The organism is Bradyrhizobium sp. (assembly GCF_036735945.1).
In the GTDB taxonomy this organism is placed as follows: Bacteria; Pseudomonadota; Alphaproteobacteria; order Rhizobiales; family Xanthobacteraceae; genus Bradyrhizobium.
The window spans coordinates 26,143-45,690 of record NZ_DAINNI010000020.1; the positions used below are offsets into that span (position 1 = coordinate 26,143).

The 19,548-nt window shown below is 63.6% G+C and carries 17 protein-coding genes; 12 read left to right on the forward strand and 5 right to left on the reverse strand.

What is annotated here, in order from left to right; all coding sequences use genetic code 11:
- Positions 1-9 precede the first annotated feature (9 nt).
- Together V7E26_RS09900 and ugpB are read right to left on the reverse strand one after the other, a co-directional pair.
- The gene (locus V7E26_RS09900; protein ID WP_324415269.1) at positions 10-966 is read right to left on the reverse strand and encodes an aminoglycoside phosphotransferase family protein; all 957 of its coding nucleotides are present in this window, start codon (positions 964-966) and stop codon (positions 10-12) included.
- A gap of 86 nt (positions 967-1,052) precedes the next feature.
- Positions 1,053-2,375, reverse strand: coding sequence for a sn-glycerol-3-phosphate ABC transporter substrate-binding protein UgpB (ugpB, locus tag V7E26_RS09905; RefSeq protein WP_324415270.1), 1,323 nt, complete (start codon positions 2,373-2,375; stop codon positions 1,053-1,055).
- 582 nt (positions 2,376-2,957) lie between these two features.
- Between ugpB and V7E26_RS09910 the strand changes: the two genes are divergently transcribed.
- The 10 genes from V7E26_RS09910 (at position 2,958) to V7E26_RS09955 (ending at position 14,236) form a co-directional block, all read left to right on the forward strand.
- Positions 2,958-4,952, forward strand: coding sequence for a sensor histidine kinase (locus tag V7E26_RS09910; RefSeq protein ID WP_324415325.1), 1,995 nt, complete (start codon positions 2,958-2,960; stop codon positions 4,950-4,952).
- Entirely contained in the window at positions 4,922-6,667 is a 1,746-nt protein-coding gene (locus tag V7E26_RS09915) for an ATP-binding response regulator (RefSeq protein ID WP_324415271.1), read from the forward strand. The genes V7E26_RS09910 and V7E26_RS09915 overlap by 31 nt, the downstream gene beginning before the upstream one ends.
- On the forward strand, positions 6,664-7,404 hold the full coding sequence (locus V7E26_RS09920; RefSeq protein WP_324415272.1) for a response regulator: 741 nt from the start codon (positions 6,664-6,666) through the stop codon (positions 7,402-7,404). Before V7E26_RS09915 ends, V7E26_RS09920 begins: the two co-directional genes overlap by 4 nt.
- Before the next feature lie 346 nt (positions 7,405-7,750).
- The gene (locus V7E26_RS09925; RefSeq protein WP_324415273.1) at positions 7,751-8,362 is read left to right on the forward strand and encodes a sigma-70 family RNA polymerase sigma factor; all 612 of its coding nucleotides are present in this window, start codon (positions 7,751-7,753) and stop codon (positions 8,360-8,362) included.
- Between the two features lie 377 nt (positions 8,363-8,739).
- On the forward strand, positions 8,740-9,708 hold the full coding sequence (locus tag V7E26_RS09930; protein ID WP_324415274.1) for a hypothetical protein: 969 nt from the start codon (positions 8,740-8,742) through the stop codon (positions 9,706-9,708).
- 146 nt (positions 9,709-9,854) lie between these two features.
- A complete protein-coding gene (locus V7E26_RS09935; protein WP_324415326.1) occupies positions 9,855-11,252 on the forward strand; it encodes a cytochrome ubiquinol oxidase subunit I in 1,398 nt (465 codons plus the stop codon).
- The gene (gene cydB, locus V7E26_RS09940) at positions 11,249-12,259 is read left to right on the forward strand and encodes a cytochrome d ubiquinol oxidase subunit II (RefSeq protein WP_324415275.1); all 1,011 of its coding nucleotides are present in this window, start codon (positions 11,249-11,251) and stop codon (positions 12,257-12,259) included. The genes V7E26_RS09935 and cydB overlap by 4 nt, the downstream gene beginning before the upstream one ends.
- Positions 12,256-12,387 (forward strand): DUF2474 domain-containing protein, encoded by a 132-nt coding sequence (locus tag V7E26_RS09945; RefSeq protein WP_442893381.1) that lies wholly within the window; start codon positions 12,256-12,258, stop codon positions 12,385-12,387. The genes cydB and V7E26_RS09945 overlap by 4 nt, the downstream gene beginning before the upstream one ends.
- 155 nt (positions 12,388-12,542) lie before the next feature.
- Positions 12,543-13,142, forward strand: coding sequence for a L,D-transpeptidase (locus V7E26_RS09950; protein ID WP_324415276.1), 600 nt, complete (start codon positions 12,543-12,545; stop codon positions 13,140-13,142).
- Positions 13,143-13,195: 53 nt separating this feature from the next.
- Entirely contained in the window at positions 13,196-14,236 is a 1,041-nt protein-coding gene (locus V7E26_RS09955) for an amino acid ABC transporter substrate-binding protein (RefSeq protein ID WP_324415277.1), read from the forward strand.
- Positions 14,237-14,403: 167 nt separating this feature from the next.
- On the opposite strand, the gene V7E26_RS09960 is transcribed toward V7E26_RS09955, so the two are convergent.
- On the reverse strand, positions 14,404-15,555 hold the full coding sequence (locus V7E26_RS09960) for an acyl-CoA dehydrogenase family protein (RefSeq protein ID WP_324415278.1): 1,152 nt from the start codon (positions 15,553-15,555) through the stop codon (positions 14,404-14,406).
- Between the two features lie 134 nt (positions 15,556-15,689).
- Positions 15,690-16,874, reverse strand: a complete 1,185-nt coding sequence (locus V7E26_RS09965) for an acyl-CoA dehydrogenase family protein (RefSeq protein WP_324415279.1) — start codon at positions 16,872-16,874, stop codon at positions 15,690-15,692.
- 160 nt (positions 16,875-17,034) lie between these two features.
- On the opposite strand from V7E26_RS09965, the gene V7E26_RS09970 reads away from it, so the two are divergent.
- Together V7E26_RS09970 and V7E26_RS09975 are read left to right on the forward strand one after the other, a co-directional pair.
- The gene (locus tag V7E26_RS09970; protein ID WP_324415280.1) at positions 17,035-17,580 is read left to right on the forward strand and encodes a carboxymuconolactone decarboxylase family protein; all 546 of its coding nucleotides are present in this window, start codon (positions 17,035-17,037) and stop codon (positions 17,578-17,580) included.
- A 60-nt stretch (positions 17,581-17,640) separates the two neighbouring features.
- Positions 17,641-18,135, forward strand: coding sequence for a VOC family protein (locus tag V7E26_RS09975; RefSeq protein WP_324415281.1), 495 nt, complete (start codon positions 17,641-17,643; stop codon positions 18,133-18,135).
- 87 nt (positions 18,136-18,222) lie between these two features.
- Here V7E26_RS09975 and V7E26_RS09980 read toward each other — a convergent pair whose 3' ends face one another.
- Positions 18,223-19,452: an MFS transporter gene (locus tag V7E26_RS09980; protein WP_324415282.1), complete on the reverse strand. Its 1,230-nt coding sequence runs from the start codon at positions 19,450-19,452 to the stop codon at positions 18,223-18,225.
- Positions 19,453-19,548 lie beyond the last annotated feature (96 nt).

The window sequence follows — 19,548 nt, forward strand, 5'->3', positions numbered from 1 at the left end:
GGGCGTCACTCAGATCGGCCAGAGCAGATCCTGCAATTCGCCGAGATTGGCAGCCCTCTGCTGCCAACCCTCGATACAGATCTGCCGGCCGGGGTCGCCGAAGCGATGCAGCAGCATCAAGGCCATCAGCCGCCGCTTCAGGTCGGGCGTGATGTCAGCGGCCGAATAGCCGACCCCCTCGAACAGACTACGCACCCGCCGCGGCATGCCTGATGTCAGGAAGGCGCTCGGACCCAGCAAGTCATATTCGCCCCTGCCCGTCATCACATCGCCGAAATCGATCAGGCCTGCGAGCCGCCAACCCGCGCCGCCGCGGCTCAGGAGGAAATTCTCCGGGATGTATTCGCCGGTCAGGATCACCGGCGGCCCATCGAGCGCAATCAACGACGCCGCGGTATCGCGCAGCAGTTCGTCTATTCCATCGAGAAACTTTGCCGGCAATCCAAGGCGCGCATGCCTGGCGCGGCATCCCGCGATCTGCCCGCGCATGAAGACATCCCAGCCCGGTTCGATGCGCGCCAGCGACCCGGCGGGAACGCGCTGCACCTCGGCGATGGTCTCGCCGATTTCGGCAAGCACACGCTCCTTGTCGTGCTCCGGCAGGGCGGACCATGCATCCGCGCCCAACACGCCCGGCAGCCGCGTGATCACGAGATAGGGCCAGCCGTCGCGCTCCCCTTCGACGACGATTTCGGGAATCGGGATGCGAATCTGCCCGCTAAGCTGCGCGAGCGTGCTTCGTTCCGACTCGAACTGGCCGCGAAGAAACGGCGGGAAGACCTTCAGGATGAGTTTTTCATCGAGGCCAAGGACGAGATTGGTGCCGGCGGCAAAGATATGCGGCGCGGCGCAAGCCAGATCGTGGCTGCGCGCGATGTCGCGCGCGACCGGCAGCCATCGCGCCGGATCGGCGCGAAAGGGACCGAATGCTTCGTAGTCGGTGAAGGCGGGAAGTGATGGGATCATGGAAGCAACGAACTTTATCCGTCGTCATTGCGAGCCACCCGGTCGGCGCGCAGCGCCGCCGGATGGCTCGCAACGACGGATTGAGACTACCGATCCGGATTGGCCCGCTCGAACTGGCGCAGCAGGCGGTTGCCGCGATCGACGGCCGCATCGAGCGCAGACTGGGCGGATTGCTTGCCGCTGAAGACCTGCTCAAGCTCCTCTTCGATCACGTTGCGGATCAGCACAAAAGAGCCGAGCCGGATGCCCTTCGAATTCTCGGTCGGCGGCTTCAGGGTCAATTGCTCGATCCCGATCGCAGCACCTGGATTGCGATCGTAAAAGCCCTGCGCGCGGGTGAGATCGTAGGCGGCACGGGTGATCGGCAGATAGCCTGTGTTCTGATGCCAGGAGGCCTGGACTTCGGGCTTGGAGAGATAGGCGAAGAATCGGGCGACGCCGGCATATTCGGCCCGCGGCCGGTCGCGCAGCACCCATAAAGTTGCGCCCCCGATGATCGAGTTTTGCGGCGCGCCGGCGATCTCCGGCCGATACGGGATCAGGCCGTAACCGACCTCGAATTTGGAATTGGCCTTGATGTCCGCGCGCGTGCCGGACGAGCCGATGAAGATCCCGCATTCGCCCTTCTGAAAGCGCGGCTCGGCCGATTGGCCGCGGCCGCTGTAATCGAAAATTTTCGTCGCCTGCCATTCCGCGAGTTGCGAGATGTGCCGCACGACAGCCGGATTGTTGAAGGTCAGCTCCGCGTCGAGCCCGCCAAAGCCGTTGGCCTGGGTCGCCAGCGGCAGGTTGTGGAACGCGGAGAAATTCTCGACATGGACCCAGGACGGCCAGGACGTGGTGAGGCCGCACGGTGCGCCGGTCGCGCGCAGGCGCCTGGCGGCGGCGCCGACCTCGTCCCAGGTCCTGGGCGCGACCTCCGGATCAAGGCCCGCGGCACGAAACATATCCTTGTTGTAGTAGAGGATCGGCGTCGAAACGTTGAACGGGAACGAAAGCATGTTGCCGGCGATGTCGGAATAATAGCCGGTTACGGCCGGCAGATATGCCTCGGGCGAGAACGGCTCGGACTGGTCGCGCATCAGTTCGTACACCGGATAGATCGCGCCCTTGGCCGCCATCATGGTCGCGGTGGCGATCTCGTTGACCTGAACGATCGCGGGCTGGCTTCGCGAACGGAAGGCGAAGATCGCCGCCGTCACCGTCTCGGTGTAGTTGCCCTTGTAGGTCGGCACGATCCGGTAGTCGGATTGCGACGCGTTGAAATCGGCCGCCAGCTTCTCGACGTGCTTGCCGAGCTCGCCCGACATCGCATGCCACCAGTTGATCTCGGTGGCGGCCTGCGCCGGAGACACCAGCGCTGCGACCGCGAGCGCCACGCATTGCAATAGTCTTAATGCCGATCTCACTGGCGGCTTCCCTGCTTTGCGGCGTTGGCGATGCGCCTGTTCGCCGTGCACTCATAGATCGCAGCGGCGACGGTTTCAATCGGCCCACATCACCGCAATGCACAATTGAAGATTGCAGCAAGACAATGGGGAATACCCTTGGCATCCTGTCCGGCAGCCACGTCGACCAATAGCCAAGCATTGGTAAATTCTGCTAAAAATGCATTGAACCTTTTCTCTTCGCCGCAGACTCCATCTCTAAGGGGATTTGTTGGAAGTGTGCTCCCGCGCCGACCTTTCGCGGACCGTGGTGCTTGTTGTTGCGCTGTTGCTTGCGGCTGACACAACGGGTGCCGTCGCGCGCGAGTTCCGGACCGGTGATCCCCGCTCGTTCGCAGCGAAACGAGAACAAAGCGGGACTGACATAGCCGGCCCCGACCGTACCAATGTTGCATTGAACAGGACGATCACGCCGCTATTGGTCTGGCGCCATCGCGAGACGGAGCGGATTTGACCGAAGACCCGCAACAACTGGGCACAGCGGAACGGCCGGCGAGCTTCGCTGCACGCGGGCGCTTTCGCGTGGTGCAGTGGCTGCGCGCGATACCGATCCGATGGCGCATCCTGTCGATCGCCGCGCTGAACTCCGCCGTCGTGATCGTGCTCGCCGTGCTGATCTGGAACGGCGCCAAGGTGCTGGGTTCGGCCTGGGACGATGTCCGGCAGGTGCGGGAATCCGACAAGATCCTGGCGCACCTCGAAAGCGAGACCTCCAGGCTGCAGAACCTGATCCATCGCTACATCAACCAGCCGAGCCCGGAACTGTTCGCCGAAATCCTGCTGCTGCGCGAAGCGGTGCTGGGGACGCTGACCAATCGCGCCGCCAACGATCCGATGCTTTCGGGATCGGTCGAGCGGCTGGAGCAGGTCACCGACCGCTTCCTCAACGGCTTTGGCGAACTGCGCGCGGTGCAGGCCACCATCACCAAGACCTATGAGCAGCAGGTGCTGGGACCGGCGCGGGAAATGGCCGGGCTTTACTCGATCATCGAAGGCGCCACCGGCCATCGCGACGCCCAGATATGGCCGTCGCTCGGAAGATCCCGCGAAGCATTCACCGCCATGCTGGTCGCGGCCAACGCCTATTATCTGTCGCCGGCCTCGACCTCGGCCGAGGACGCGCGGCGCAACACCGAGACGATCGAGAAGACCATTCCCGTCATGGCCGACCTCGCCGACAACGACCTGCAGCGCATGGCGCTGAAGCGGCTGGAGGCGCGGACGGTGGCGCTGCGCGAGGGCATGACGAAACTGACCGAGCAGCTCGCGGTGCGAACGGCGCTGTTGCGCAACACCATCGATGCCAGCCAGGCCGAGGCGATCGGCGTCATCGACGAGCTATCGGTGACGATGCGCCAGCGCGAGCAGAAGGCGCAGGAGACCTTCGATCGGACGCTGTCGGGCATTTCGCGCCGCGTGCTGTCGATCGCCGCGATGTTCCTCGGCATCATCCTGTCCGCCGGCGTGCTGATCGCGCTCTCGATCCGTCTGCCGCTGCAACAGATACTCAGGTCGATGCACGCCATCACGTCGGGCAATCTGACCCGCAAGGTGCAGGGCACCACCGCCAGGGACGAGGTCGGCGCCATGGCGCGCGCAGTGGACGTGTTCCGCGAGAATGCCATCGCCAAGCGCAAGACCGAGGACGAACTGCGCGCCGCGAAGGAGAAGGCCGAAAGCGCGCTGATCGAGCTCAACACCGCGCAGCAGAACCTGATCGACGCCGAACGGCTGGCGGCGCTCGGCGGGCTGGTCGCCGGCGTCGCGCACGAAGTGAACAATCCGATCGGCATCAGCCTGACGGTGGCGTCGAGTTTTGCGCGGAAAGCCGACATCTTCGAATCCGAACTGCGCACCGAGCCGCTGCGCCGCTCCAAGCTCGACGATTTCGTCAAATCGTCGCGCGACGCGGCCCAGCAGCTGGTCGCGAACCTGCACCGCGCCGGCGAGTTGATCCAGTCGTTCAAGCAGGTGGCGGTGGACCGCTCGCACGCCGAGCGGCGGCAATTCAATCTCAGCGAGGCCACCGACCAGATCGTCGCCAGCCTGCGGCCGGTATTGAAGAAGGCGGCGATCACGCTCTCGGTCGACGTGCCGGAGGGGCTGGTCATCGACGGCTATCCCGGCTCCTACGGCCAGATATTAACCAATCTGTTCCTCAACGCCGCCAACCATGCCTTTGCCGATGCCCGTTCCGGGGCGATCTCGATCTCGGCACGGGCCCGCGGCAGCGACGATGTCGAGATCATTTTCGCCGACAACGGGGCCGGAATGACGCCCGATGTGCAGCGGCAGGCGTTCGACCCGTTCTTTACGACGCGGCGCAACGAGGGTGGCACCGGACTGGGCTTGCATATCGTCTATAATCTTGTCACTCAACAGCTTGGCGGCCGGATGATGCTGGAGTCGAGGCTGGGACAAGGCACCACTTTCCGCATTATCATGCCCAAAATCGCCAAGGGCGGATCCGCCAAGATGGAAACGACAGCAGCCGACGGAACTTCGCAATGGCCGAACAGGACGATGTCCTCCACCTGATCGACGATACCGGAGTTGCTCCGGAGGACTCGTCCGCCCGCAAATGGAAGGTCGCCGTCATCGACGACGATGCTGCGGTGCATGAGGGCACCCGCTTCGCGCTGAGCGACTACAGCCTGAACGGCGCGACGCTGGAAATCCTGTCGGCCTATTCCGCGGCGGAAGGCCGCAAGCTGATGCGCGACAATCCCGACATCGCGGCCGTGCTGCTGGATGTCATCATGGAGACCGACGTCGCGGGGCTGGAGCTCGTCGAATACATCCGCAACGAAATCAAGAACGAGACCGTCCGCATCATCCTGCGCACCGGCCAGCCGGGACAGGCGCCGGAACGCCGCGTCATCGTCCAGTACGACATCAACGACTACAAGGCCAAGACCGAGCTGACCGCCGACAAGCTGTTCACCTCGCTCACCGCGGCGCTGCGCAGCTACCAGCAGCTCGAACGCATGGTGCAGACGCGGCGCGGGCTCGAGATCATCATCGACGCCGCCTCGACGCTCTACGACTTCAAATCGATGCAGCGGCTGGCCGAGGGCGTGCTGACGCAGCTCGCCTCGCTGCTCAATGTCGACTGCGCCGGCATCCTGGTGCTGCGCGACGACGGCGCCTCGGGCACCGACTTCTCGGTGCTGGCGGGCTCCGGCTGCTACAGCCGCTTCATCGGCAGTACCAGCTCCAAGTCGCTCGATCCGGATCTGCGGGCGATGGTGGAAGCCGCCTTCCTGCGCCGCAAGAACGAATTCGCCGACCACCGCAGCGTGCTTTATCTGCGCACCGGAAGCGGCCGCGAGGTGGTGGTGCTGCTGCAGGCCGAGCGCCAATTGTCCGACACCGACCGCGCGCTGGTGGAGATTTTCTCCAGCCGCCTGTCGATCGCCTTCGACAACGTCATCCTCTACCGCCAGTTGCACGAGGCCAACACCCAGCTCGAGGACCGCGTCGCCCAGCGCACCCGCGCGCTGATGCAGGCCAACCGCCGGCTTTCCGCGCAATGGCTCCGCCTGCAGCGCGCCAACGGCTTCAAGAACGAAATCCTCGGCACGGTCGCGCACGACCTGAAGAATCCGCTCGGCGTGATCCTCGGCCGCACCGAGATGCTGACCGAACTGATCGGCGCCGGCTCGCCGAAGGAGAACGTCACCGCGCAGGTCGATCACATCAGGGACGCCACAAAGCGGCTGACCACGATGGTCGACCATCTGATTTCGGATGCGATGGCTGATGCCTTCGACATCACGATCCGCCGCGAGCCGGTCGATGTCGCAGCCCTCGTTACCGAGGTGACCGATTCCAACCTGCCCTCGGCGGTCAACAAGCAGCAGACCATCTCGGTGGCGGCGCCGTCGAACATCGTCACCATGTGCGACACCGACCGGATCCGCGAGGCGATCGACAACCTCGTCAGCAACGCCATCAAATATTCGCCGATCGGCGGCAGGATCACGGTCACGGTCAGCCACGAGAACGGCGACACGATGATCCGCATCGCCGACCAGGGCGCCGGCCTGTCGCCGGAAGATCTGGGACGGCTGTTCGGCCGTTTTCAACGTTTATCGGCCAAGCCGACGGCCGGCGAAAGTTCGACCGGCCTTGGCCTGTCGATCGTCAAACGCATCATCGATATGCATGGCGGCCACGTAACCGCGGAAAGCGCCGGTCCCGGACAGGGATCGACGTTCACCGTTACACTGCCGGCGACAGAGACGACATGACCCAGAACCCGCACATCTTCATTGTCGATGACGAGGCGCCGGCCCGCGAGATGGTCGGCGATTACCTCAAGATGCACGGCTTCGGCGTGACCTTGTGCGACGGCGGCAAAAGCCTGCGCAAGGAGATCGAGACCACCGTGCCCGACCTCGTCGTGCTCGACCTCAACATGCCCGAGGAAGACGGGCTTTCGATCATTCGCGATCTCAAGAGCCGCATCAACGTTCCCGTCATCATGCTGACGGCGACCGCAAGCCCGATCGACCGCGTCGTCGGCCTCGAACTCGGCGCCGACGACTACGTCGCAAAGCCCTGCGAGTTGCGCGAACTGATGGCGCGCATCCGCTCGGTGCTCCGCCGCAGCACGCCGGCGAAGGCCGCTGCCGCGCCGGAGACGACAGCGGCAAAGGCGGAGAAGGAACAGCTGGTGCGGTTCGGCACCAAATGGCTCGATCTCGAAGCGCAGGCGCTGCGCGACGACGAAGGCAACGAGCATCCGCTGACGGCTTCCGAATTCGGCCTGCTGAAAGTGTTCGCGGCCAATCCGAAGCGCGTGCTGTCGCGCGAGCGGCTATTGGAGCTCGCCAATGCGCGCGACGCGGAAGCGTTTGACCGCGCCGTCGATCTCCGCATCATGCGCATCCGCCGCAAGATCGAGATCGATCCGACCAAGCCCGCCGTGATCCGCACCATCAGGGGCGGCGGCTATTTGTTCTCGCCGACCGGCGAGAAGGGTTAGCGGAAGGAAGGTAGCGGGCTGCCCAACCCTCATGGTGAGGAGCCGCGAAGCGGCGTCTCGAACCATGTGGCCACAGACCGGCCTGCATCCTTCGAGACGCCGCTCACGCGGCGCCTCAGGATGAGGGTTTTCGGGCGGAACAAATCTGCGCCTGAAATCTCCGAATTTTCCGCCCATTGAAATTATTGGCTTTTCGGCCCCGAATGTTTCGTCGCAAGCCGGGCGACGAAACAATTCTCCCCCGCACGAAACCATTTTCCCCTTGTCGAGCAGACGTCCCGAAACCGAGCCTGATTAACAATTCTCCCAACAAAACGCCGACCGGCGTGGGAATTGGGAGTCTGTCATGTCGAACGTCATTGCCATCAACGCCGCAGCCGAGCAGTCGATTGCCGCCGCCCAGGCGACATCGGACGAAATGTTGCTTGCGAGCATTGCCAAGGGCGACCGTACGGCCATGCACGTGCTTTATTCCCGCCATAACGTCCGGGTTTACCGCTTCGTGCTGCGCATGGTGCGCGACACCACGATGGCGGAAGACCTGGTCAGCCAGGTGTTCCTGGACGTGTGGCGCACGGCCGCGCAGTTCGAGGGCCGCTCGCAGGTTTCGACCTGGCTGCTGTCGATCGCCCGCTTCAAGGCGCTGACCGCGCTGCGCCAGCGCAAGCATGAGGACATCGAGCAGGAAGACGTGCTCGAGATCGCCGACGAGGCCGACACCCCGGAAGCCTCGCTCGACCGCAACAACACCAGCGCGATCCTGCGCGCCTGCGTCGCCAAGCTGTCGCCGGCGCATCGCGAGATCATCAACCTCGTCTACTACCACGAGAAATCGGTGGAAGAGGCCGGCGCGATCATCGGGATCCCCCAGAGCACGGTGAAGACCCGGATGTTCTACGCCCGCAAGCAGTTGGCCGAATTGCTTAAGGGCGCCGGCGTGGACAGCCTCGCCGCATAAATCACCGCGATTTCAGCTAATTGGAAGGGTATCGGGACTGAAAAACGGCTGGTTTCGACGAACAAGTATTACCGCCGGCGAAACAAATGAAACAATCGGCGACATCACCCGGAAATGCCCAGCCCCTATACCTCCTTACGACAGCGAGACCCGTTGAACTTCTTCCAACCTCCCAAGCTCCATACCTCCAACGACCCGGCCGGGATGCCCCCCAGCCGGGTCGCTCTGCTTTTGGGCCCTCGGTTTCGTGCACGCGACATGGAAAAGACTCAAGGTCTGGCGGCGCAGCTCGATCGTGATCCGCGAGCACAATCCTGCTTGATCCACATGCGTAGCCGCTTGACGTAACCATGCCGTCGTGATGCTTGCCGCCAGCGATGGAAGCGGCGGCAAACGAGAATGAAGTCAGACTGCGCAAGGGCACGTCGCTCAATGAGCGGCTGGTTCTCGCGGGCATTGCCGTCATCCTGTGCTTGATCGCCCTGCCCGGCCTCGCTCACCTTGCAAACGACCAGTGGCTCGGCATCGCCGCGCTGTTTGCGTTGCTGTTCGGGTGTCTTCTGCTGGTCGCCGCGCTGTTCGATCGCAACATCGTCTGGATCATCACGCCGGGCGAGATCCTGATCGGCGAACAGCGTCCGTTCGGGAAGGTGCAGCGGAGATCGATCAGCGATCGCGAAATATCCGGGATGCGCCTGCGCAAGAGCATCGGCAGATCGGTGGAGTTCACCCTCGTATTCGAAACCCGATCGAAAGACGCGCTGACCTCGCCTCCACTGCCTGATGTCACCCAGGTGCAAAGAACCACCCTGCAGGTTGCGCGGCTGCTTCGGTTGCCTGCTCCCGAATTGGTCGAGAACCCGCTCGACGCCGCCAATGCCAGGATACGGCTGGGCAAGCCGATCAGTTCCAAACGCATCGGGGCGTTCAGGGCGCTCATCGTGCTGCTGGCCTGCTCGCTGAGCCTTCCGTTCATCTATGCGCTCTGGAGCGGCAAATTGTCCGCGCTCGGGATCGCCGTCTGGTCGCTCGGCGCGATCGTGGCCTTCCTGCTGATCCGATATCTCTACCGAACCAGCGCCTTCTGGATTGTCCACGACGGCGCCATCCAGTTTGAACGGCTGTCTTTGAAGGGCACGACCGAGACGGATAGATTCAGCGGCGACGAGGTCGAGCGCGTCGAGATCGCCAGCGGCGGCCGCAGGGGCAGCCATTACATCATCGCAATCCGGCTCCGCAACGGGAGGAAGGTCCGCAGTCCGGTGCTGGTCGGCAAGGAGCAGACCCGGGCCGTGCGTGCCGAGATCGTCCGGCGCCTCGGGCTGAATCCATCCGATATCGGATAGGCCTGCACGCCTGTTCCGCGCAGCATGCAGGTATGATCGTTGCATCGGGCGTGGTAGTGTACACGCCTGTTCGGACGCAATTTTCGAAAACTGTAGTTCCGTTTTCGATCATGCCGCGCCCGGCGAAATTGCGACAGGTGGTGCCGATGTTCGAGGGCTGGGATGCGGTCGTGTTGGCCCGGGCGCAGTTTGCTTTCACGATGTCGTTCCACATCATATTCCCCGCCTTCTCGATCGGGCTTGCGAGCTATCTCGCCGTGCTCGAGGCGCTGTGGCTGTGGACCGGCCGCGAAGTCTTCATCAACCTGTTCAACTACTGGCTCAAGATCTTCGCGGTCGCCTTCGGCATGGGCGTGGTGTCCGGTATCGTGATGTCCTACCAGTTCGGCACCAACTGGTCGGCGTTCTCCGACAAGGTCGGGCCGGTGATCGGCCCCTTGATGGCCTATGAGGTGCTGACAGCGTTCTTCCTCGAAGCCGGCTTCCTCGGCGTGATGCTGTTCGGGCTCAAGCGCGTCGGTCCAGGACTGCATTTCCTCGCAACGCTGATGGTGGCGATCGGCACGCTGATTTCGGCGTTCTGGATTCTCTCCGCCAATTCCTGGATGCAGACCCCGACCGGCCATGCGATCAACGCCGACGGGCAGTTCGTCGCCGCCGACTGGCTGAAGGTGATCTTCAATCCATCGTTCCCCTATCGCCTCGTCCATATGGTGCTGGCGGCATACCTGACCACCGCGCTGGTGGTCGGCGCGGTCGGCGCCTGGCATCTGCTGCGCGATCGCCATCTGGCGGGGGCGCGCGTGATGTTCTCGATGGCGATGTGGATGGCCACATTGGTGGCGCCGATCCAGATCTTTGCGGGCGATCAGCACGGGCTCAATACGCTGGAACACCAGCCCGTGAAGATCATGGCGATGGAAGGCCACTTCACTAGCCACAAGGACGGCGCGCCGCTGATCCTGTTCGGCCTGCCTAACCAGCAAGCCGCCCGGGTCGACTACGCGGTCGAGGTGCCGAAGCTCGGGTCCGTCATTCTCAAGCACTCGCCCAATGCGCCGATGGCTGGGCTCGACACGGTGCCGCGCGAAAACTGGCCGCCGGTCGCCATCACGTTCTGGTCGTTCCGCATCATGGTCGGCATGGGACTGTTGATGCTGGCGCTCGGCCTGTTCAGCCTGCTGATGCGCGTGCGCGGCACCCTGTATGATTCCAGGCTGCTACACCTGTTCGCGGTCGCGATGGCGCCCGCCGGCTTCGTCGCCGTGCTGGCGGGCTGGATCACCACGGAGGTCGGACGACAGCCGTTCACGGTGTACGGACTGTTGCGGACGGTTGACTCGGCCTCGCCGCTGGCCGCGCCCGCGGTCGCCTCCTCGCTGATCGCCTTCATCATCGTCTATTTCATCGTGTTCGCGGCCGGCGTGACCTATCTGCTGCGCCTGATGGCGGCGCCGCCGCATCCCGGCGAGCAAGGACCGTCGAAAGAGGCGCCGATCCGCACTGCCGGCATCACGCCCGCTACCCAGGGGACCGGCTCATGAGCATCGCGGCAGACCTCGCCATCCTCTGGGCCTTCATCATCGCCTTTGCCGTGTTCGTCTATGTCGTGATGGACGGCTTCGACCTCGGCCTCGGCATCCTGTTTCCGCTGTTCCCCGAGAAACGTGACCGCGACATCATCATGAACAGCGTCGCGCCGGTCTGGGACGGCAACGAGACCTGGCTCGTGCTCGGCGGCGGCGGGCTGATGGCCGCGTTTCCGCTGGCCTATGCCGTGCTGATGCCGGCGCTCTACACGCCCATGATCGCCATGCTGCTCGGCCTGGTGTTTCGCGGCGTCGCCTTTGAATTCCGCTGGCGCACGACCAGGGAACGCAACAAGTGGGACGTCGCCTTTTTCGGCGGCTCGCTGGTTGCGACGCTGGCGCAAGGCATTGCGCTCGGCGCCATCCTGCAGGGCGTGCATGTCGAGGGACGCCAGTATGCCGGCGGCTGGTGGGACTGGCTGACGCCGTTCAGCATCCTGACCGGAATATCGCTGGTGATCGGCTACGCGCTATTGGGTGCGACATGGCTCGTCATGAAGACGGAAGGTGAATTGCGCGACCGCGCCTATCATCTGAGCTGGATATTCCTGCTGGCGATGCTGGGCGCGATCGGCGCGGTCAGTCTCGCAACGCCATTCCTGAATGTGCAGTACACGCATCGCTGGTTCGCCTGGCCGAACATCCTGCTGACCGCGCCGGTGCCGGTCGCAGTGGCCGGCGTCACCGTGCTTTTGCTGCGCAGCCTCGCCAGGAAATATGACTATCAGCCGTTCTTCCTGACGCTGGCGCTGTTTGCGCTGTCCTATGCCGGGCTCGGTATCAGCATGTTTCCCTATATCGTGCCGCAGAGCATCACGATCTGGCAGGCGGCGGCGCCGGAGAACAGCCAGATATTCATGCTGTTCGGCGTCGCCGTGCTGATCCCGCTGATCCTGATCTATACCGCCTGGGCCTATTGGGTATTTCGCGGCAAGGTCAACCCTGAGGGCGGCTACCATTGACAGAGATCAAGCCGGGCCAGCGGCCGTTGAGCCACCGTTTGCTGTGGTTCGCAGCGCTTTGGCTCGGCGGCGTCGGTACGGTTGCGCTGCTCTCGTTCGTCCTCCGGCTGTGGATCGCGCCGAAATAAGGCGGCGGCTGATCCCATGAATATGGCGACTTACGAAAATTCAAGATATTTCAGTGGGATATAAGTCGCATTCGCCCTAAACTTGCCATCAAGCTGGGCCTGAGATTTGATGGTCCATATAATTTGGCCAACGCGGCCGCCAGGAGAATTCTGCGATGAAAAAATTTCGACACCTGATCTGGATGGCGATCGCCGCAGGCGGCCTGATCCTTTCGACCTCGCAGGGCCAGGCGCAGATGCGCCAGCCCGATGTCGGCGACCAGCCGGGCCTGCTCCCCGATGAATCAGTCGAACTCGAGCCGCAATACAGGAAGACGGCGGTGCTCTATCGCACCAATGAGGCGCCGGGCACCATCATCGTCGTCACCGCCGAGCGCCATCTCTATCTGGTGCAGGGCAACGGGCGCGCGCTGCGCTACGGCATCGGCGTCGGCCGCGAAGGCTTCCAGTGGCAGGGGCTCGTCAACATCACGCGCAAGGCGGAATGGCCGGACTGGGTGCCGCCGCCGGAAATGATCGCACGCCAGCCCTATCTGCCGCGCTTCATGGCCGGCGGTCCCGGCAATCCGCTCGGCGCCCGCGCGATGTATCTCGGCACCACCGTCTACCGCATCCACGGCACCAACCGGCCCGACACGATCGGCACCGCCGTCTCCTCCGGCTGCTTCCGCCTGGTCAACGCCGACGTTGCTGACCTCTATGAGCGCGTGCCTGTCGGCACCAAGGTGATCATCCGGCAAAAGCCCGAACTTTAATCCCGCCGCTGTCTCTTCAGATCTTCATTCCCTGGATATTGGTGAGTTAGAAAATGCTACGGACATTTCGAGGCGGCCTGCTCATCGGGCTGGCGGTCGCGGTCGCGGTTGCGGCTGCCGCGATCACCTATGAGCGCTACGACACCAAGACGCTGAAGCGTACCATCCGCCGCGGCGAGGTGCTGTGCGGCGTCAACAAGGGCCTGCCCGGCTTCTCGATGCCCGACGACAAGGGCGACTGGACCGGCTTCGACGTCGATTTCTGCCGCGCCGTGGCCGCCGCGATCTTCGACGATCCGAAGAAGGCGAAATTCATTCCGCTCGACGCCAGCGAGCGCTTCAAGGAATTGCAGAGCCGCAAGGTCGACATTCTCTCCCGCAATTCGACCTGGAGCATGTCGCGCGAGACCAACTACGATCTCTATTTCCCGGCGGTCGCCTATTATGACGGCCAGGGCTTCATGCTGCCGCGCTCGCGCAACATCGATTCCGCGCTCGACCTCAACAACAGCAAGGTCTGCGTGCAGGAGGGGACGACGACGGCGCTCAACCTTGCCGACCATTTCCGCGCCAACAACATGAAGTACACGGAAGTGAAGCTTCCCCGGCTGGAAGAAGTGCTCAAGGCCTATGAAGGCGGCAAGTGCGACACCTTCACCGCCGACGTCTCCCAGCTCTACGCGCTGCGCATGAACCTGATCCAGCCGAGCGACCACGTCATCCTGCCCGACGTCATCTCCAAGGAGCCGCTTGCGCCCGTGGTGCGCCAGCGCGACGACGACTGGATGATGATCGTGAAGTGGACGCTCTATGCGATGATCAATGCCGAGGAACTCGGCGTCAGCTCGAAGAACATCGATGAAGCGCTGAAGTCGAAGAAGCCCGACGTGATGCGCCTCGTCGGCACCGAAGGCACCTACGGTGAGGATCTCGGCCTGCCGAAGGACTGGGCCGCCCGCATCATCCGCCATGTCGGCAATTACGGCGAGATCTACGAGCGCAATGTCGGCGAAGGATCGAAGCTGAAGATCCCGCGCGGGCTGAATTCGCTGTGGAGCAACGGCGGGATCCAGTACGCGCCGCCGATACGGTAAGCAACGCAGTAGCCACACAAAGCTGTCGTCACCCGCGCAGGCGGGTGACCCAGTACGCCGCGGCCTCACCGCTTAAACACGAGCGTCTCTGGAATACTGGATCACCCGCCTTCGCGGGTGATGACGTCCGCGTGTGAGGCGCGCTTCGTGCGCCCTCCGCGCTCGCCTCAATAACTCTTCATCCGCGCCAGTTGATCGGCGTGATAGTTGCTGTCGCCGAACAGCTCCTGGCACACCCGCGCGCGCTTCATGAAGAAGCCGATGTCGAACTGGTCGGTCATGCCCATGCCGCCATGCATCTGCACGCCTTCCTGCACCGCCCGCGTCGTCGTGGTGCCGGCTCGGGCCTTGGCGACTGCGACCGCAGCGCCGGCGCCATCGAGATCGGCATCGAGCGCCTGCAGCGCCTTCAGCACGGCCGCGCGGGTGATCTCGATGTCGACATAGAGCTCGGCGGCGCGGTGCTGCAGCGCCTGGAATTCGCCGATCAGCTTGCCGAACTGCTTGCGCTCCTTGATATAGCTGACGGTGCGGCCGAACACCTCTTCACTCAGGCCGACCATTTCGGAGGCGACCGCGCCGCGGCCGACATTAAGGACGCCGTCGAGCAGTTTATAACCCTGGTCGACTTCGCCGAGCACCTGATCGGCATTGACCTCGACATGATCGAACTCGATGCGCGCGGCGTTATGCGCATCGACCATCACGGTACGTTCGACCGCGACGCCCTTTGCCTTGGCCTTGTCCTTGGGATCGACCAGGAACAGCGTCAGCCCGTTGCGTTCGCCGGGCGCGCCGCCGGTGCGTCCGGCGACGATCAGGAGATCGGCGGTGTGGCCGTCGACCACCAGCGCCTTGGCGCCGCTCAGCTTGAAGCCGTTGCCGGCACGGACCGCCTGCAGGCTGGTTTGCAGCGGGCGATGCTTGGTGCCTTCATCGACCGCGAGCGCGGCCAGCAGCGATCCGTCCGCGATCTTCGGCAGATGCGCCGATTTCTGCGCGTCGCTGCCGCCGCGCAGAAGCGCCGATGCTGCGAGCACCGCGGTCGACAGGAACGGCGACGGCATCAGGGTGCGGCCGATTTCCTCCATCACCACGCCGGCCTCGACATAGCCGAGCCCGCTGCCGCCAAGATTCTCCGGCACCAGCAGGCCGGAAAAGCCCATCTCGGCAAAGGCCTTCCAGAGCTCACGGGAAAACCCCGTTTGGTCCTTGCTGTCGCGCAAGCTGCGCAGGTGCGACACCGGCGCCTTGTCGCTGATAAGGCCGCGCGCGCTGTCGCGCAGCATGGATTGTTCTTCGGTGAGGACGAGTGCCATTGGATAATTCCAGGTTCAAAAGTAACGCGTTATTTTTGAGGCGTCATTCCGGGGCGCGTCGCAGACGCGAACCCGGAATCTCGAGGTTCCGGGTTCGACGCTTCGCGCCGCCCCGGAACGACGGAAAGAGAATCTCACGCCCCCGGCAGATCGAGGATGCGCTTGGCGACGATGCCGAGCATCACCTCCGACGTGCCGCCCTCGATCGAGTTGGCCTTGGTGCGCAGCCAGGCGCGCGGGCGCGCCCCGCCCCTGGAGCGCTCGCTTTCCCATTCCAGCGCATCGATGCCGCCGGCCGACATCAGGATTTCATGGCGGCGCTTGTTGAGTTCGGTGCCGTAATATTTCATCGCCGAGGAGAACGCCGGATGCGATTGCCCGGCCTTGGCCAGATCGACGGCGCGCTCGGCCACGGCCGCGAATGCGGCCTCGTCGACGTCGAACGTCGCGATCTGGCTGCGCAGCATGGCGTCGTCGAGCCGGCCTGAAGCATCGCTGCCGAGCGAGTCGGCGGCGACCTGCCCGAGCGGACGGCCGATGCCACGCTCTCCGGTGCCCGAGATCATCGCGCGCTCGTGCTGCAGCAGATATTTCGCAACATCCCAGCCGCGATTAACGGTGCCGACCAGATGCGATTTCGGCACGCGCACATTGTCGAAGAAGGTTTCGCAGAACGGCGAATAGCCGGATATCAGGAGAATCGGCCTGGTCGACACGCCCTTGGACGCCATGTCGAACAGGATGAAGCTGATGCCGTCATGTTTCTTCGCAGTGGGATCGGTGCGCACCAGACAGAAGATCCAGTCGGCGTAGTTCGCATAGGAGGTCCAGATCTTCTGGCCGGTGATGACATAGTCGTCGCCGTCGCTTTCGGCGCGGGTCTGCAGCGAGGCGAGGTCCGATCCGGCGTTCGGCTCGGAATAGCCCTGGCACCAGCGGATCAGGCCGGCGGCGATTTTCGGCAGGTGCTCCTTCTTCTGCGCCTCGTTGCCGTATTTCAGCAGCGCCGGTCCGAGCATCCAGATGCCGAAGCTCGACAGCGGCGCCCGCGCGCCGATCGCCGACATCTCCTCGCGCAGCACCTTGTGCTCGGCGCGATCGAGCCCGCCGCCGCCGTATTCCTTCGGCCAATCAGGCACGGTCCAGCCTTTGTCGCGCATCCGCTCGAACCAGAGGCGCTGCGGCTCGGACGAGAATTTTGCGTTGCGCCCGCCCCAATAGGTGTCGTTCTCCGAGGTCATCGGACGCCGCATCTCCGGCGGGCAATTCGCCTCCAGCCAGGCGCGGGTTTCATGGCGGAATGTTTCCAGATCGGACATTTCAAGCGTTTCCATGTGGGATGTTGCAGATGACCTTAGTCTCCGCGGTACGGATTTCAATAAGCGTCTGACGCCAGCCCTGCGGTGACGGCGGTGGTCATGTTGCGGAATCGGGTGTATGCGCAAGGCCGGAACGATTGAAAAACAAGAGGAAACGGGCATGCGGTTGAAGTTGCTTTCGCCTGGCGAAATGAACGCCGAACAAAAACAGACCTACGACGAGGCGATCGCGGGCAAGCGCGGCGCGCCGCCGGCGCCGATGATGGCCTGGCTCAACAGCCCCGACATGGCGCGGCATGCCACGCGGCTCGGCGAGCAGCTCCGCTTCAACACGATCTTCCCCGCAAAACTTTCCGAGATCGCGATCCTGGTCACCGCGCGGCACTGGACCTCGCATTACGAGTGGTTCGCGCACAGGCGCCTCGCGCTGAAGGGCGGCATGGACCCCAGGATCATCGAGGATATCAGGGATCGCCGCACGCCGACCTTCGACGATCCCAAGGGCCGGATGATCTACGATCTCGCCAAGTCGCTGCACGAGGGCAAAGGTGTCTCGCAGGGGCTCTATGATGAAGCCGTAAAGGTGCTGACCGAACGCGGCGTGGTCGAGGTCATCGGGCTCTGCGGCTATTACACGATGGTGTCGATGACGCTGAATACGTTCGAGTTCGGCTTGCCGGAGGGCGAAATTTCCGATCTTGCGTAACCAGCATCCGTTCCTACGTGTTCCGGACGCGGCGCAGCGCACCTTCCAAGCGGAGAAATCATGCCCCAGAATCCTCCCGTCATATCAGGCACCCGCATCGGGCATGTTCATCTCAAGGTCGCCGACCTCGAGCGCGCGCTCGGCTTCTATTGCGGTGTGCTCGGCTTTGAGGTGATGCAGCGGATGGGCTCCGGTGCTGCCTTCATTTCGGCCGGCGGCTACCATCACCATATCGGCCTCAACACCTGGGAAAGCAAAGGCGGCCATCCACCGCCGCCTGGCGCCACCGGGCTGTTTCACACCGCGATCGTCTATCCGACACGCGCCGCGCTGGCGGATGCGCTGCATCGCCTGATCGAGGCCGGCATCGAGCTCGACGGCGCCAGCGACCACGGCGTCAGCGAGGCGCTGTACTTGCGCGATCCCGACCAGAACGGCGTCGAACTGTATCGCGACCGGCCGAAGGAGGAATGGCCGCGCGCGGCGGATGGATCGCTCGCGATGTTCACGAAACGGCTGGATCTGGAGGATTTGCTGAGAGCGCGGGAGGCGTAATACACGTAGCCCGGATGCAGCGCAGCGCAATCCGGGATCGGCCTATCCGAACGCGAGATTCCCGGATTTCGCTGCGCTCCATCCGGGCTACGCCTTCTTGGTGTGGCGCCCCCGCACCATGATCAGCACCGCGGCCGTCAATTCCACCGCGATGCAGCCGTAAAACGGCAGTGAATAGCTGCCGGAGAGATCGCGCAGCAGGCCGACGACGCCTGGGCCGAACGCGTAGGTGATCTGATTGATCGCCGTGATGAGACTCACCAGTACGCCGAAGGAACGCGGATCGAACTCGCGCTGCACGATCAGCGCCGGCAGCGTGATCAGATTGCCGACGGAAAACCCGAACAGCGCGCAGGCTGCGATCAGGGCGTAATCATTGTGCACATTGATGATGATCAGCAGCGCGAACGCCTGGCTGACGAAGGAGAGCGAGGAAGCCAGCCGCTGGTTCATCCGGTCGATCACGAAGGAGAACAGCACCCGGCCGACCACCGCCATGGCGGTCAATAGCGCCACCGCGATTGCGGCCCGTTCACGGCTGATCACCGAATCCAGGAACGAGATCAGGTGCACGATGAAACCGACCTGCGCGAACAGCACCAGCGCGAACGCCGACGACACCGAGAGGAAGCCGATATCGCGAAACGCGCGCGCGCGGATTTGCGCCGGCGACGGCGCATCGGCGGCGTCGACCGCGCCGCTGCTGGCAAGAACCGGCGGCCGTCCGACGCACAGCAGGACCACCGGCACCATCAGCACGACCATCACCACAGCCGACACGGTCATCCCGCGGGAAAAGCCGAAATGGCCGATCGCCGCGAGCAGCAGCGGCGTGCCGACGATGCCGCCGAAACTCGCGCCGTTCAGCGCCAGGCTGATCGCCATGCCGCGCTTTTTGTCGAACCACAGACCGAGCGTATTCGTAATCATGCCGAGACTGGTTCCGGCCCAGCCGAAGGCGAGCAAGGCATTGGCAAGATAGAGCTGCCACGGCTCGCGCACCTGACCGATCGAGATCGCGGCCAGCGCCATCGTGCATGTGCCCGCGATCATGCAATTCCGGGGGCCGACTGCCTTGATGGCCTCGCTGATGAAGGCGACCAGCGCCGCACCGGACAAATAGAAGAAAGTCGTTCCCGCCGAGATCAGCGACGCCGGCCAGCCGTGCAGCCGCTGCAGTTCGGCGACATAGACGCTCTGGCCATAGAAGCCGAACCCCCAGCCGAACGTCGCCAGCATGAAGCAGACGACGACAATGCGCCAGCCGTCGTAGCGGAGCGAGGTTTCGTCGATTGGGGTGTAGTTGCGAGCGTCCAAGGGGTATCTCTTCCTGGCTGGTGCGTCATCGTTCGGCACATGTCGGCAACAGCAAACAGACCTGCAAGGGCGATCAATTCGACGGACGCCGAACTG

Excerpts from the sequence above, each read along its gene's own strand:
- V7E26_RS09900 (WP_324415269.1), bottom strand. The coding sequence starts at position 966 with ATGATCCCATCACTTCCCGCCTTCACCGACTACGAAGCATTCGGTCCC.
- V7E26_RS09915 (WP_324415271.1), top strand. The coding sequence starts at position 4,922 with ATGGCCGAACAGGACGATGTCCTCCACCTGATCGACGATACCGGAGTT.
- V7E26_RS09920 (WP_324415272.1), top strand. The coding sequence starts at position 6,664 with ATGACCCAGAACCCGCACATCTTCATTGTCGATGACGAGGCGCCGGCC.
- V7E26_RS09925 (WP_324415273.1), top strand. The coding sequence starts at position 7,751 with ATGTCGAACGTCATTGCCATCAACGCCGCAGCCGAGCAGTCGATTGCC.
- V7E26_RS09930 (WP_324415274.1), top strand. The coding sequence starts at position 8,740 with ATGGAAGCGGCGGCAAACGAGAATGAAGTCAGACTGCGCAAGGGCACG.
- V7E26_RS09935 (WP_324415326.1), top strand. The coding sequence starts at position 9,855 with ATGTTCGAGGGCTGGGATGCGGTCGTGTTGGCCCGGGCGCAGTTTGCT.
- cydB (WP_324415275.1), top strand. The coding sequence starts at position 11,249 with ATGAGCATCGCGGCAGACCTCGCCATCCTCTGGGCCTTCATCATCGCC.
- V7E26_RS09950 (WP_324415276.1), top strand. The coding sequence starts at position 12,543 with ATGAAAAAATTTCGACACCTGATCTGGATGGCGATCGCCGCAGGCGGC.
- V7E26_RS09955 (WP_324415277.1), top strand. The coding sequence starts at position 13,196 with ATGCTACGGACATTTCGAGGCGGCCTGCTCATCGGGCTGGCGGTCGCG.
- V7E26_RS09960 (WP_324415278.1), bottom strand. The coding sequence starts at position 15,555 with ATGGCACTCGTCCTCACCGAAGAACAATCCATGCTGCGCGACAGCGCG.
- V7E26_RS09965 (WP_324415279.1), bottom strand. The coding sequence starts at position 16,874 with ATGTCCGATCTGGAAACATTCCGCCATGAAACCCGCGCCTGGCTGGAG.
- V7E26_RS09970 (WP_324415280.1), top strand. The coding sequence starts at position 17,035 with ATGCGGTTGAAGTTGCTTTCGCCTGGCGAAATGAACGCCGAACAAAAA.
- V7E26_RS09975 (WP_324415281.1), top strand. The coding sequence starts at position 17,641 with ATGCCCCAGAATCCTCCCGTCATATCAGGCACCCGCATCGGGCATGTT.